The 14,360-nt window shown below is 72.8% G+C and carries 9 protein-coding genes and 3 pseudogenes; 2 read left to right on the top strand and 10 right to left on the bottom strand.

Annotation, left to right across the window (positions count from 1 at the left end; all coding sequences use genetic code 11):
• Positions 1–2 precede the first annotated feature (2 nt).
• Complete coding sequence (locus WBG99_RS23600; RefSeq protein WP_338900460.1) at positions 3–794, top strand: LPXTG cell wall anchor domain-containing protein; 792 nt, start codon at positions 3–5, stop codon at positions 792–794.
• 66 nt (positions 795–860) lie between these two features.
• Here the strand turns inward: WBG99_RS23600 and WBG99_RS23605 are convergent.
• Together WBG99_RS23605 and WBG99_RS23610 are read right to left on the bottom strand one after the other, a co-directional pair.
• Positions 861–2,113, bottom strand: a pseudogene (locus WBG99_RS23605) (NAD(P)-binding domain-containing protein).
• Positions 2,113–3,375 (bottom strand): ATP-grasp domain-containing protein, encoded by a 1,263-nt coding sequence (locus WBG99_RS23610; RefSeq protein WP_338898220.1) that lies wholly within the window; start codon positions 3,373–3,375, stop codon positions 2,113–2,115. The pseudogene WBG99_RS23605 and the gene WBG99_RS23610 overlap by 1 nt, the downstream one beginning before the upstream one ends.
• A gap of 201 nt (positions 3,376–3,576) precedes the next feature.
• Between WBG99_RS23610 and WBG99_RS23615 the strand changes: the two genes are divergently transcribed.
• Positions 3,577–4,890 (top strand): glycosyl hydrolase, encoded by a 1,314-nt coding sequence (locus WBG99_RS23615; RefSeq protein WP_338898221.1) that lies wholly within the window; start codon positions 3,577–3,579, stop codon positions 4,888–4,890.
• A gap of 29 nt (positions 4,891–4,919) precedes the next feature.
• On the opposite strand, the pseudogene WBG99_RS23620 reads toward WBG99_RS23615, so the two are convergent.
• From WBG99_RS23620 to WBG99_RS23655, 8 genes and pseudogenes are all read right to left on the bottom strand, one after another.
• Positions 4,920–6,020 (bottom strand): annotated as a pseudogene (locus WBG99_RS23620) (GNAT family N-acetyltransferase); the annotation flags it as partial.
• Complete coding sequence (locus WBG99_RS23625; RefSeq protein ID WP_338898222.1) at positions 6,017–6,682, bottom strand: lipopolysaccharide biosynthesis protein; 666 nt, start codon at positions 6,680–6,682, stop codon at positions 6,017–6,019. The gene WBG99_RS23625 and the pseudogene WBG99_RS23620, both read right to left, overlap by 4 nt.
• On the bottom strand, positions 6,679–7,830 hold the full coding sequence (locus WBG99_RS23630) for a glycosyltransferase (RefSeq protein ID WP_338898223.1): 1,152 nt from the start codon (positions 7,828–7,830) through the stop codon (positions 6,679–6,681). The genes WBG99_RS23625 and WBG99_RS23630 overlap by 4 nt, the downstream gene beginning before the upstream one ends.
• A 1-nt stretch (position 7,831) precedes the next feature.
• Positions 7,832–8,596 (bottom strand): polysaccharide deacetylase family protein, encoded by a 765-nt coding sequence (locus tag WBG99_RS23635; protein WP_338898224.1) that lies wholly within the window; start codon positions 8,594–8,596, stop codon positions 7,832–7,834.
• Positions 8,580–10,370, bottom strand: a complete 1,791-nt coding sequence (locus tag WBG99_RS23640) for a lipid II flippase MurJ (RefSeq protein WP_338898225.1) — start codon at positions 10,368–10,370, stop codon at positions 8,580–8,582. Before WBG99_RS23640 ends, WBG99_RS23635 begins: the two co-directional genes overlap by 17 nt.
• Positions 10,361–11,722 (bottom strand): O-antigen ligase family protein, encoded by a 1,362-nt coding sequence (locus WBG99_RS23645; protein WP_338898226.1) that lies wholly within the window; start codon positions 11,720–11,722, stop codon positions 10,361–10,363. Before WBG99_RS23645 ends, WBG99_RS23640 begins: the two co-directional genes overlap by 10 nt.
• Positions 11,723–11,728: 6 nt before the next feature.
• The gene (locus WBG99_RS23650) at positions 11,729–13,156 is read right to left on the bottom strand and encodes an exopolysaccharide biosynthesis polyprenyl glycosylphosphotransferase (protein ID WP_338898227.1); all 1,428 of its coding nucleotides are present in this window, start codon (positions 13,154–13,156) and stop codon (positions 11,729–11,731) included.
• Positions 13,153–14,333, bottom strand: a pseudogene (locus tag WBG99_RS23655) (glycosyltransferase). The gene WBG99_RS23650 and the pseudogene WBG99_RS23655 overlap by 4 nt, the downstream one beginning before the upstream one ends.
• Between the last annotated feature and the right edge of the window lie 27 nt (positions 14,334–14,360).

Genomic DNA, 14,360 nt, shown 5'->3' on the forward strand with positions numbered 1-14,360 from the left:
GAATGGTCGTTACCGCCGCTGCGACGAGCGTGCTGTCCCTGTACGTCGTCCCGGCGTTCGCGGACTCGTCCCATGAGGAGACCTCGGGGGACTCACTCGGCGCCCTGTCCGACACGCCTGCTGCCCTGCCCGCCGACAGCGTCCTCCACGCCCTGGGGAACGGTCCCGCAAGCGCGGGCCCCGACACCAGCGACGTGAGTACCGCACCTGACCTGTCTCCCCTGAACTCCCGCGTCGGCGGCCCGAAGACCAGTGGGTCGCAGGGTGCTGCCCGCGACTCCGCCTCGGCTGACGGCCGCGAGCAAGGGGTCCACGGGCACGACAGTGGTTACGGCGACGACGGTGGTCACGGCCGCGACAGTGGTTACGGCGACGGCGGTGGTTACGGCGGCGACGGTGGTCACGGCCGCGACAGTGGTTACGGCGACGCTGCCGGGTACGGCGACGACTACGGCTATGGCGGCTACGGCGACACACCGCCCACGAAGCCCCCCACCACGCCGCCGGCGTCACCCCCCTCCACCACGCCGCCGGTGTCACACCCGCCCACCACGCCGCCGGTGTCACACCCGCCCACCACGCCGCCGGTGAAGTCACCGCCTACGTCGGCGCCCCCGACCGTTCCGGGCGGCATCCCACCGCGGAAGCCGCCGACCTCGCCCCCGACACAACCGCCCTCCCTCCCCGAGACCGGCGGCAACGAGCAGGTGCTGGCGGCGTCGGGCATCGCCGCGCTGCTGTTGACGAGCGGCGCCGTCCTGTACCGACGAGGCCGAGCCGCGTCCGGTCGATAGCGCTCCGCCCGGGGTGCCGGAGGAACCGCCTCCGGCACCCGGCTCCCTCCGCCGACGGCGCGTCTTTCAGGGGGATTCTCCGCGCCCCCGGCCCACCGGTACGGGGATCGCCTGGGGGGCGGGGCGGCGGTGCGCAGCCGGTGGCGCACTCCTCGTACGAGCGTTGTCGCCGTGAAGGTCGCTCCGTGGACGAAGCGCATGGCGGGGCCGAAGGTAGAGGCCGTCAGCAGGCCTGCCAGAAACAGCCCGTGGCGCGAGGACTCGAAATCCCGCCCGACAGCGGGGGAGCCGTCGGCTGTCGTAGTCAGGCTCGCTCGCAACTCCTCGGAGAGCAGGTCGAGCCGGTCCAGGGCCGCGTGGAATCCCGTGGCCGCGATCACGTGTTCGGTATCCAGGGAGCTCAGCTCCCCAGTCCGGCTCACCGTCTCCAGCCGTACGCCGCCCGGCACCGCACGGGCCGCGGTGACCTCGCGGCCGAGCAGCATCTCCACCACCGGTTCGACCCGGTCCCGCACCCACCAGGCGCCCGCCGGGCCCAGCGCCGTGGCCGAGACACGGGTGCGGGTCGACTCGGGGAGGCGGCAGAAGAGGTCCGGACGCTCGGCGTAGAACCAGTTGCGCCAGCCGCAGCCGAGGCCGCTGTGCGGAGCGCGGGCCGACTGCCACCAGAGGCGCTGCAAGGGCGGCGGCACGTCGTTCCAGCGCAGTTGTCGCGCCCGCGCCAGCAGCCTTACACGCGTGCCTTGTTCGGCGAGGAGCGCCGCTGTCTCCAGGGCTGCCTGGCCGCCGCCGATCACCGTGACGTCCATGCCGCGGAAGCGGCCGAGGTCACGGTGGTGGGTGCTGTGGGTGACGAGTCCGGGCGGCAGACCGCGCAGGGCGGAAGGCACCTCTGTGAAGGGCATGACGCCGACCGCCAGCGCCACCGTCCGGGCGCGCAGCACCTCTCCGTCCTCGGTCACCGCTTCGAAGCCGACCGGACCGGCCGCCACCCGGCTCACCATGCGCTCGTCCACCTCGGGCACGGCGTTGCGTGCGAACCACAGGCCGTACGAGGCGAACGTCTCCACCGGGATCGGCTCCGCGTGACGCGCCGTGAGCCCCGAGGCCGCGCAGTACGCGTCCAGACGCCAACGGCCGGCAGGGTCGGCGAGGTTGGAGGCCCATGGCTCCGACTTCAGGTACATGCCGCGGGCCATGTGGGCCCGCCAGGACGCCATGGGCCGCCCGAGGACGCGCAGGTCGAGCCCGGCGGCCGCGGCGTGCGACGCGATGGACAGGCCGTATGGGCCGGCGCCCACCACCAGCAAGTCGTACATCAGCAACTGCTCGCTTTCTCGTCGTTGGTGAGGGGAGGTGAGGCCGCCTGATGGACCACGCGTACCGGTGCGGGTGCCGACGGGGCCGCGCGCAGCCGCTCCCGCAGTCGACGGGACACGTGGCGGCACCACAGCGTCCACATCGCCCGGCCGGGAGCAGGGTCGTCCGGGGCGTGCCAGGCCAGTTCGCGCCCGCGTCGCGGCGCGGGCCGAAGCGCGGCGAGCGGTGCGTAGTTCTCCACCACGAACGTCCGCCCGATCAGCGGTGCGGCTGCCGGCAGGGGACGGTGCGTCAGGTCGAGATGCAGGGCGCGTACGACGTCCAGTCCGGCGGAGTCGGAGAAGAGCCGGAACTGGGCGCCGGGGCGCGGGTTGAAGTCGAGGAGGTGATAGAGGCCCGTCGTGCCGCAGCGGCGGAAGTCGAGGTCGAGGATGCCGCGGTAGCCGAGCTCGCCGGTGAGCCGCTCGGCGAGCGCCTGCACCTGCGGGTTGGCCGTCCAGCAGCCGACGGTGGTCAGGCCCGCCCCGCGCGGCCACGCCCGCTGCTTGCGTCCCGGCCCTCCCGCGCGCACCACACCGGAACGGTCGGCGTATCCGTGGAAGAACCAGTCGCGGTTCGGACCCGGCGGCAGATACGCCTGCAGCAGCAGCGGGCTGCCGGCCTCCTCGGTGCGCAGATACAGCTCCCGGGCCTGCCGGGCGGAGTTCACCAGCACCGTGCTGTGCAGCGTGCTGTCGGCGGGCACCAGCCAGGGCCGACTCCACTTCGCCACCAGCGGAAGTCCCAGCCGCCAGGCGGCGTCGGCGGCCTGCGCCGGGCTGTCCGGGACCAGGGTCACCGGGTGCGCGATGTCCAAGGACGCGCACACGGAGGCCAGACCGGCCTTGTCGGCGACGCGTTCGGGCAGTGCGCGGGGCCCGGCGGGCAGCAGATAGGAGGGCGCGAGTTGCTCACGCATACGGTCCACGGCGACCGCGCTCGCGTCGTCCATCGGGACCAGGACGGCGGGGCGCGCGATCCGGGTGGCCACCCGGCGCAGCGCGGCGGCGATCTCGCGGGGCGATGACCCGGGTGGCGGCGGGGGATGCATTTCCCGCAGAAAACGCGATCTGGGTACGGGACTTCCCGTGGAATCGGCGACCACATGCACCTCCACTCCTGCTCTGCCGAGCGAACGAACAGCGCCCAGCGTTCCGTGGTGAAAGGGGTTCCGGTCGATCCGCAGCAGAACGGCGGGGACGCGGGTGTCGAGCAGTTGCACGGAATTCACTCCTTCCGCTCGGCTCACCCGTGCGGGCGAGCGAGGCACTCGAAAGCCGTAGCGAAACTGGCGTCATGTCATTTCATGTGACTGACTTCGTTTGACCGGGTGTCAGGAATATGGAAAGCAATGCAGAGGACCAACAGCGGCAGCACAATCGCCAGGACAGAAGACGGCAGGAGACCGGAGGAAGGAGCAGGCATGGTTCTGCAGCAGTGTCGGGCCCGGACCGGGCGACTGGCGGTCGTCGCGGCGGCGGTCGCCGTTTCGGCCGCGCTGGCCTCCGGTACCGGCTTCGCGGCGGGGACGGGGTCCTTCGCCGGCCCTCCCGCTCCGATGGCGGCCACCCCGGCGCCCACGGTGCCCGCGGTGGGCGCATCGGCCGCGCCGCAGGCATCCGCGGTCACCCCGGACGTCACGACTGCGCCCGGCATCGAGCCGTCGGAACAGGCCCCGCCGAGTCCCGCCGCCGCGCCGACGACCTCGGCCCCCGGCGGTGAGCGCCCCGCCTTCGGTGCCTTCCTCGACTCCGGAGTCCGGGGTGTGAACGGCATCAGGGAATTCGGCAGGTGGCTGGGTGGCGCCGAGCCGCGCGTCGGTCACACCTATCTGCCGGGGGACCGTTGGAGCAACATCGAGGGCACCCACCGCTTCCTCGCACCGTGGGCGCGCTGGCGCACGGCGAAGGACGACCGGATCTTCGTCCTCAACGTGCCCATGCAGGAGCGCAACGAGGAGGGTGCCTCCGACGCCGAGGTCAGGTGGCTGCTGCGCCAGGGCGCGGCCGGACACTTCGACCATCACTTCCGTGCACTCGCCGCGCGGCTGGTCGCGTTGAACGTGCCGGACACGGTACTGGTGCTCGGCTGGGAGATGAACGGCACGACCTACACCCATCGCTGTGGACCCGACCCTAGGGCATGGAAGGCGTACTGGAACCGGATCGTCACCGCCATGCGTTCGGTCCCCGGCCAGGAGTTCCGGTTCGATTTCACGCCGAGCCGGGGCCGGGACGCCGTTCCCTGGACGCAGTGCTACCCGGGGGACGACACGGTCGACATCATCGGCATGGACACGTACGACCAGCCGCGAGGAATTACCTTCGACGAGCAGGTGACAGAGCCGTACGGGCTTCAAGCACAAGTGGACTTCGCGAAATCTCATGACAAGCCCATTTCCTATCCCGAATGGGGGCTCTTCCGTAACGGTGACAACGCCGAATACATGCGGCGGATGCTCGCCTGGATCGATGAGCACCAGCCGCTGTACAACACGCTGACCGACTACTGCCCGCACGGTGTCTGGCAGTGCGCGGCCAATCCCGGCTCTTCCCGGGTCTACCGGTCCGCCCTCTTCGGCCGCACGGACGAACCGCCGACGTGGCCCACGCCGCCGGGGTCCCCCGCACCGTTGTCTCCGACGGGCTGCTCGCCGCTGCGCCCCGGCGACCGGGACGAGTACTGGCTCGGCGGGAGGCTGTGCCTGCGTTTCGACTGGTGGTTGCGGACCCGATAGCGGACACCGGCGGCGGGGCCCTCGCGGGTCCCGCCGCCACCGGTCCGCTCCCGGAAGCGACGCAGCAACTCCTTGCCCCGCCGCCGCGCGGCCACGTCGCCGACCACCGCCGACATCAGCGGCGCTGTGCGCCGCCGGGCCAGCAGCAGCCGCTGGTTGACGACGGGTTCGGGGCGCCAGTGGTGTTTGTAGGGCTCGTCGCCGCGCAGCAGGCTCAGTGTGCCCGGTCCGCCGTCACCCGCGCGCTGAGCGCATGCGTCGAGGAGTATCACCGCCACGTCCGCCTTGCGTTCCCGCAGGCGTGGATGGGCGCCGTACAGGTAGCCGCCCGCGAGCCGCCGCGACAGCAGCGTCAGGTCCACGGCCACCACGTCGTCGTCGAGCCGGAACTCGGTGACCACCGCGTCGCCGGAGCACACCATCGGTCCCACGGAGCGCACCAGGTGCTCGCAGAAGCGTGTCTGCAGGTGTTCCGACGTCACGTTCCGGTCCTGCCACTGCAGCCGGTGCAGTTCGAGCAGCCGCTGAAGCGCCGCGCCCACCCGGTCCGCCGGTACGACGTGCCGCTCCACGCCGAGCGACCTCAGCTTGCGCAGCTTGGCGCGGACCCGCTGGGCCTTGCCGGACGCCAGCCGGGACGCCAGTTCGTCCATGGGCACGGCGGGCAGCTCCAGGCACAGCGAGTCCGGAAGCCGGCGGCGCGGCCCGCTCCAGCGCTCGTAGACGCGCTCGACCGCTCCGCCCGGCCGCACCTCGCGGAAGTCGATGAGAGCGGTGCGGGCGGCGGCCGACAGCGCCTCGGCGAGAACGGCGGCCGCCCGGTCCGCCCGCTCGTCGTCGATGAGGACGTCCGCGTAGTCGGAGATCGCCCCGCCGAGCGGTACGAGCCTGGGCACCGGGCCGCGCCGGAGCATCAGGGGCGCGGCGGCCACGAGTTCGGCACCCTCGCGCACGAGCACGAGCCGCAGCCGGCCGGGCCTGCCGTACGAGAGCCACCAGGAGTGCAGCCAGGCGTGGTTCTGGAACGGGGTCGCCGCGCCGCACCGCTCGTACAGCCGCCCCCAGCCCGGGGCCACCTCGGCGAAGGCGCGCCCGTCGGTGACGAGTTCCGTCGTGTACGGGGCGGTCACAGCTGCCCATGCACGTCGGCGGCGGTGGCCGGGCCGGGGACCGAGGCAGGGCGGGCGGTGTCGTAGTCGTCTCTTTCCGTCCGCCTCGGCCGTACGAGCAGCGCCAGGCTGCCGAGCAGGCCGCCCGCGCTCGTGCCGACCAGACCGGTCACCACCGGTGACGCGGACGACGGCTCGGTCGGCCGCACCGCCGGTGAGAACTGGACGAGTTCGACGTGGGTGCTGCTCTTGGTCTTGTTCGCGTGGCGGGTCAGCGCGCGGGTGACCGCGTTGGCCATGCCGGAGGCGAGGCGGGGGCGCGGGGAGGTGGCCGAGACGGCGATCATCGGCGCGTCCGGCGAGGTGGCCGTCCGCACGTTCCGCCGCAGCGTCCGCACCGACACGCCCGCCGACGACTGCGCGTCCCCGAGTACGGCGAGCTGCGTGGCGGCGCGACCGTACGCCTGCGCGAAACCGAGCGCCGAGGTCGGGTCGGAGCTCATGGTGGGTACGGCGACGACATAGCTGGTCGCCGTGTAGGTCGGGGCCTTGAGCGTGCCGTAGGCACCGCCGAGCAGGCCGCCGACGAGCAGGCCGGTCGCGAGCAGCAACCAGGCCCGCAGGGTGCCGGAGCGGGCCGGGCGGCCGGGCTGTCGGCGGAATCGGCTGGGGTTGTCGGTCATGACGAACTGGCTCCCTGGGGTGAGAGGGGCAATGGGCTGGACACCGCTGCCGTGTACACGTCCATGAGCCGGGCAGCGCTGCGGGAGATGCTGTAGTGGTGCGCGGCGTCCGCGGCCGTACGGGGCCGGGGGCCTGCCGCGCGCACTGCGGCGACGGCATCGGCGTACGCCTCGTGGCCGCCGCGCACGCGCAGGGCACCGGCGGCGGCCCGCGGAGGCAGGTTCTCGATCGCCGGGCAGGACGCGTAGAGCACGGGCAGGCCGGACGCCAGGGCCTCCACGACCGCCAGCCCGAAGGACTCCTCCGGGGACGGCGAGGCGAGCAGGTCCATGGCGAACGTGAGCGAGGGCACGTCGGGGCCGGGGAAGCCGTGGGGGACGTCGGGGCGCTCGCCGGTGAACAGGACGCGGTCGGCCACGCCCGCCTCGTGGGCGGTACGGCGCAGGAGGCTCTCCTCCGGGCCGCCACCGACCAGCAACAGCCAGTGGTCGCCCGGGAGTCGGGTCATCGCCCGGATCAGGACGTCGAAGCGCTTGCCCGCGGTGAGGCGACCGATCCCGCCGACGACGTAGGCGTCCTCCGGCAGGCCGAGGCGTCGGCGGGTGTGGTGGCGCCGGGACGCGTCGAAGTCGAAGCGGGCCAGGTCGATTCCGTTGGGAACGACCTCGACGCGAGAGGAGGGCACGCCCCAGCGTCTGAGGCGGTCGGCGACCGCGGGGGAGACGGCGACCGTGGCGTAGCCGAGGCGCTCGCTGGCCAGGTAGAGCGCGCGGACGCCCGGCGTCAGCCTCCGGCCTTCCATCTGGGAGTCGCCGAGGGAGTGCTCGGTGGCGACCACCGCCCTGACGCCGGCGAGTCGGGCGGCCAGCCGGCCGTAGACGCAGGCGCGATAGAGGTGGGTGTGGACCAGGTCGTAGCCACCCGCGCGGATCAGGCGGACCAGGCGGGGGAGCGCGGACAGGTCGTGGTTGGCGCCCATGCCGAGGTGGTGCACGCGGACGCCGTCGGCGACCAGCCCGTCGGCGACGGCGCCCGGGTTGGTGAGGGCCACCACCTCGCAGTCGACGGTGAGGTGCCGCAGCAGCAGGCGGAGCTGTTGTTCGGCGCCGCCGACGCCGAGACCGGTGATGATGTGCAGCGCTCTCATGTCACACGCCCTCCACGGGACGCCGGCGCAGCCGGTGCAGCTTGTGTTTCAGGTGCAGCCGCCAGGCCGTGTCGTTCTGGCCGATGTGCAGACGGGGCAGGGCGTGCCGGCCGGTCAGGGTGCCGGGGTCGATGGCACAGGCGTAGGTGTACCCGGCTTCGCGTACGGCGGCGACGGCGCGCCGGTCGACCGTTCCGTACGGGTAGCAGAAGCCGTCGACCGGAGTACCGGTCAGCTCCGACAGCAGCGCCCTGCTGTCGGCGACCTCCGCCTTCAGCGTGGCATCGTCGGCCCGGGTGAGATCGACGTGCGTCAGCCCGTGCGAACCGATCTCCACGCCCGCGGCAGCCGCCCGCCGGACGCCGTCCGCGGACAGCAGCGGCTTGCGCGGGCCGAGCGGATCCCAGGAGTTGGCGCCCCCGAGCCGGGCGGGCAGGACGAAAAGGGTGGCACCGCAGTTCCAGGAGCGCAGCGCCGGAAGAGCGTGGGAGAGGAAGTCGGCGTATCCGTCGTCGAAGGTGAGGCCGACCAGGCGCCGCCCGTCGCCCCGGGCGCGGGCGGCGAACAGTTCGCGCAGGGACACGCCGCGCAGCTGGTGCCGGCGCAGCCAGGCAAGCTGCCGTTCCAGCCGCTCGGGCGTGACCGTGACGCGGTACGGGTCGTCGGAGCAGTCGCCCACGGAGTGGTACATCGCCACCCACGGGAGCGGACAGGGGCGTGTGGCGGGGCGTCTGCCCGTGCCGACGGATTCAACTGGAACGGCCATGCCTCAGCCTCCGTGTGACGGCACCTACGGAATGAAGCGCGGACGTGCGGCCCTGGGTGCCCAGGGCCGGTCCGAGCAGGAGGAAAACGGCGGTCACGGTCACGCAGCCGACCGCGAAACCCGCCACCGGGGACCCCGGGGCGCTTGAGGCGAACGCCCCCGCCACCGTGGCGACCCCCGCCGCCCGCAGTGGCCTGCCCAGATCGGACAGCACGTGCCGGGTGCGGATGGGAACCCCGCGTGACCCGCTGTGCCGCGCGGCTCGACGGCGGGCCGCGGTCCAGGTCGAGAAGACGAACGAGCTCGGTCCTGCGGGTTCTTCCGCTCGCCGCGCGCTCTTGTGACGGGCGCGCCCGCTCCGTTCCTGCGCGAGGCCGGCGAGCAGCAGCGCGGCAGTGACGGTGATGCCGGCGGCGTTGGCGGCGGCGATCGCCAGCACGCCCCAGGAGCCCACGGTCCCCGCCCCGATCCAGGTGGTCGCGACGACACCCGCGGTCATGGCGCCGATCGGATACCAGGTGGGCCGCCCCGCCGAGAAGTACGTGCGGATCAGCACCCCCACCAGGGTCTGGCCGAGCAGCCCGAGGGCGTACACGCGCAGGACGCCCGCGGTCACCACGGTGTCCTGCGCCGTGAACGCGCCCCGCTGGAACAGGATGGCGATGATCTGCGGCGCGCAGGCGATCACCGTGGCCGCGCCGAAGAGCACCAGGCGGCAGGCCAGCGCCAAGTCCCGCTCCACGCGGTCGCGAGCCCGTTCGGTGTCGCCGTCGGCGAGGGCCTGCGCGACCACCGGAAAGGTGACGGTGCACAGCATCAGCGACAGCGTCATCGGGATCTGGGCCACCTTCTGCGCGTAGTTGAGGTGCGAGATGGCCCCGGCGGGAAGGGTGGAGGCGAGGAAGCGTTCGATCAGGACCTGGGACTGGCGGCACATGGCGAAGAGGAGAACGCTGCTGAGCAGGGCGAGGCTCATCGGGCGTACCTCGGCCGCACCGCCGGAGACGGACGGGCGACTTCTCAACAGTCGTCGCAGGGACGGCAGCTGGACGGCGACCATCAGGAAGCCGCCCACTGCCACACCGGCCGCCGCCGATCGCACGCCCCAGCGCTCGCCGAGCAGGAACATCGCGGCGATGATGCCGGTGTTGTAGGCCACGTAGATCGTCGCGGGCGCCAGGAAGCGACGGTGCGCCCGCAGAGCCGCGCTGCAGTACCCGGCGAGCCCGAAGCTCAGCACACAGGTCGCCGTCAGCCGGGTGCAGTCGGCGGCGAGGTCGGGTTCGGGCAGGCCGGGTGCCAGAACCTCGACCACGTAGGGGGCTCCTACGATGATCAGCGCGGATACCGCGACGAAGCCGAGGGACAGGCGGGGCAGGGTGCTGGCGACGAGGGAGCGAACCGGGTCGCCGGAGGCACCCTGGGCGCGCCGGGCCAGGGCCAGGCTGAAAGCCGGGATCATCGCGATGGCCAGGCCGTCCTCGATGAGCAGCGTGGCGGCGAACTCCGGTACGGTCCACGCGACCAGAAAGGCGTCCGTCTCGACGCCCGCCCCGAAGAGCTGGGCCAGTGTCTGATCCCGCACCAGGCCGAGCAGCGCCCCGGCGACCGACAGCGATGCCGTGATCAGGGTGGCCTTCGCGATGAAGTTCCGGGTGGCCCCAGGGGAGTCGGTGCCGTCCACGTCCTGCGTGGCTGCCCGCGCCGCGGGTACGGCCGCCACGCCGGTCATGCGACTGGGCCCACGCGGAGTCTGCGGCGGGGTCACGGGCATCGCGCCACGCTCTCCCGCTTGTTTCCGATCACCGGAACCGGCCGGGCGGCCGGCTTGTCGCCGTTCCCGACCAGAGCCCACCACGCCACCAACCCGAGGGACACGGCGGTCAGAACGGTGGAGGGGCCGCCGATGTCGGCGTACACGAAGTCGGTGAGCTGCCAGACCAGCAATCCGCAGGCGACCAGCCCGCAGTCGAGGCCGTGCGGCCCCGACGCGCGTGCCCGCACCGTCGCCCGCAGGACGCACACCAGCAGCGCCAGCCAGCTCCCGGCGAACGCCATCAGCCCGAGCAGGCCCTGTTCGCTCAGCACCAGCAGATACATGCTGTGCGGTGACAGCAGCGGCTGCCTCCGGTACGCGGCCCCCGCGCCCTCGGTGTCGCTGCCCGACGACAGCGCCGGCGAGGCGTACGCATCCCGGTACTCGGGGAAGCCCTTCAAGCCGACGCCGGTCAGCGGGTGTTCGCGCCACATGTCGGTCGCGGCGGCCCACATCGTGAACCGGTCGGCGACGGACTGGTCGGGGGCGTCGGTGACCTGTGTGATGCTGTCGATCCGCTCCTGAAGCATCGCCGTGCCGACACCGAGACCGCCCACCAGGACCACGCCCGTCGCGGCTACGACCGCAGCCACCGTGAGCGCGCGCCGCAGCCCGGCCAGGACCAACTGCACCGCGCAGGTCACAGCCGTCGCGATCCACGCGCCCCGGCTGAAGGACATCGCCAGCGGCAGCAGCAGCGCCAGCGCGCACGCGAGGGCGACCGCCCGTTGCCGTACGGACGTCCGCCCGAGCGCGAGGCCGAACGCGCACACGAGGCCGATGCCGACCACCGTCGCCATCCCCATCACGTCCTGTGGCCCGAACGTGCCGACGGCCCGGATCTGCTCGCCCTGGAAGGAGGCGCCGGTCCGGGTGACGTACTGGTGCACTCCCACGGCCCCCTGCCAGCCCGCGAGTCCCACGAACGACCAGGCCAGCAGCCGGAAGTCGCCCGGGCCGCGGATCAGCAGCAGGACCGCCGCGGGGACCAGCACGAAGATCTGCAGATACCGGCCCATACCGGCGATCCCGGCCTCGGGCGAGTATGAACCCAGGGCAGCGACGGCCAGCCCGAGGACCGGCAGTCCCAGTACCAAGGCGGCCGTACGCGGCAAGGGGCGTCGCCGGTCCCGTACGAGGCGGATCGCGCAGAAGAGCACCAGGAACCCGGAGACCGCGTCGGCGGGACCGGGGCCGCCCTCGCTGCTCGGGTCGAGCGGCAGCGCCAGCAGGGCGAGCACGGCCATCACGGGCAGGACCGGTGTCAGGGCGGTGCCCCTGCGCATGAGCGGCGTCTGTGCGAGGCTCATCGTCTCTCAGCTTCCCGTCGGGCGCATGAGCGTGGCCGCGGTGCGCAACAGGATGCACACGTCCTGCCACAGCGACCAGTTGTCGATGTAGAGGTTGTCGAACCGGAAGCGGTCCTCGATGGACGTGTCGCCACGCAGCCCATGGATCTGGGCGAGGCCGGTGATGCCGGTCCGCATACGGTGGCGAGCCGCGTAGCCGGGGTGGGACTCGCTGAACTGCGCGACGAAGTAGGGGCGCTCGGGCCGAGGCCCGACGAGACTCATGTCGCCCCGGAGCACGTTCCACAACTGGAGGAGTTCATCGAGCGAGGTGCGCCGCAGCATGCGGCAGAACCCGCGCATCTCGTGCTCGTTCGCCACACTCCACCGGGTCGCCGCCTCGTGCTCGTCGACGGGACGGTGGGTGCGGAACTTCAGCAGCGTGAACGGCCTTCCGTCCTTGCCGACGCGCTCCTGCCGGAACACCACCCCCGGCCCGTCGCTGATCCGCAGTGTCACCGCGAACAACAGCAACAGGGGGCTGACCAGCAGCAGCAGCGTCGCCGACACGACGATGTCGAAGGCCCGCTTGCCCACGCTGCCGCGTGGCGTCGTAGCCCTTTCCAGACGCCGGCAGGAGAACCCGGCCAGTCGGTCCTTCGTCGCGTACGACGGAGAGTCCGCGTCCAGCTCCCACACCACGCAACCCCGCTCGGCCAGCGCGCTCAGCAGCGGTCCCTGTTCAGCTCGTACGCAGGGGTGGACGGCCAGCACCGCCCGCACGCTGTTCTGGACGACCGCCCTCTCGACCTCCTCACCCGTCGTCAGAACCGGCAGGCCCCCGGCGTCGTCCTTCCGCTCGGCCACGATCCCCACCGGCCGCACCCCGCACCGAGGGTGCCGCAACACGGCAGCGGCCACTCGCTGCGCGGTCGCCGCCGGGCCGATGACGAGCGCGGTGGGAGGGTTGCGCAGCAGCACCGTGCGCCACCTCGCGTGCACGGTGCCGCGCAGCGCGCAGCTCGCCGCAGCCTGCACGGCGAAGCCCACCACAAGGGTGTGCGTGGACAGCGCGTCGTCCGGCCGGTACGCCGCGACCAGTGCGGCGAGCACCAGCCAGGCCACAGCTGTCCGGCGGCAGATGGCGGGCAGTTCGTCGAGGACGCCCGGCCCCGGCGGGCGTGCGCGGGGCGGGCGCAGCAGCAGCGACGCGGCCAGCAGCAAGGCCGACGGGAGCGGGCGGAGCTGAGTTCCGGTCAGTGTCAGAGCACCCAGCAGGGCGGCCGTGCCGTCCGCGACGATCAGGGGCACCGGCGAGGCCGACCGCGCGGGCCGCCCGCTTGCGGGGGACGGGGGCCTCGGGACGGCGCCGCGCGGCGGCATGACCGAGACGGGCGAGTAACCGTGATCCCGGGGCTGTGTGCCGGGGGAGGAGATAGTGCTGTCCGCGGTCACGACTGGATGGACTCCCTGTGCTCCGTGCGTGCGACGCGTGGTGCGGGTCGCACGCCGATCAGATGGCGGTAGACGTCCGCGACCGCCTCGGCCGCGTGCCGCACGTCGTGCGAGGACAGGACGTACTGGAGCCCCTGGTGGCCGAGCGACGCGCGCAGCAGTGGGTCGAGCAGCAGTTCGGCGACGGCCTCGGCCAGCACCGCCGGGTTCTCGGGCGGGACCAGGCAGTGGGAGGCGAGTGAGGGAGGCAGGCTTTCGCGGGCCCCGTCGACGTCCGTGGCCACCACCGGCCGGCCGCAGGCCATCGCCTCCAGCGGGGCCAGCGCCATGCCCTCCCAACGGGACGGCAGCACGACGAGATCTGCGGCCTGATACCAGGGGACGACGTCGGCGACGGCGCCCGCGAACAGCACGGATCTCGGCGCGCCCGCCCGAAGCCGGTCGCGGTCCGGACCGTCGCCGACCAGGACGAGACGCGCGCCGGGCACCCTGCGGGCGACGGTATCCCACGCCCTCAGCAGGACGGCCTGGCCCTTCTGCCGGCACAGCCGACCTACACAGACGACGAGCGGCGCGGCGGGATCGACCTCGTGCAACGGCCCCAGCCCAGCTCTCACGGCACCGACCGGGGCGGGGCGGAATCGCTGCGGGTCGACGCCGTTGCGGATCACGCTCCAGCGCCCGCTGATCCCGGCGCGCACGCCGGTCATGCGCTCCGCCTCGCTCACGCACACCACCTGGTCGGCCCAGCGCGCCCCCCACCGTTCCCACGCCCGCGCGAGCGCCGAGGCGGGCCCGCCGGTGGCCTCGAACGACCAGGCGTGCGGCTGGAACACGGTGGGGATCCTCCCCGGACGGCGAGCCGCCCGGCGAGCCCGGCCTTCGCGCTGTGCGCGTGCACCAGATGAGGGCGCACTTCATCGATGACGCGTGCGAGATGGCGTACCTCCCGGACGAGTGACGGACCCGGTGACCGCGTCGCGTGCCAGTGCCGTACGTCCGCGCCCAGTCGCCCAAGCCCTGTGCTGAGCGGGCTGTCGGGGCAGGCCACCGTGACGGCCAGGCCGGCCGTGAGCTGTGCCTGTACCAGGTCCGTCACGACGCGGGCGACCCCGCCGTCCACGGGCTGGGTGAGGTGAAGGACGCGCGACCGAGGGCCGGTTGATGACGTGTGCATGCGTGATGTCCTCGCTCACGATGGCGC

The sequence above is a fragment of the Streptomyces sp. TG1A-60 genome, assembly GCF_037201975.1.
In the GTDB taxonomy this organism is placed as follows: domain Bacteria; phylum Actinomycetota; class Actinomycetes; order Streptomycetales; family Streptomycetaceae; genus Streptomyces.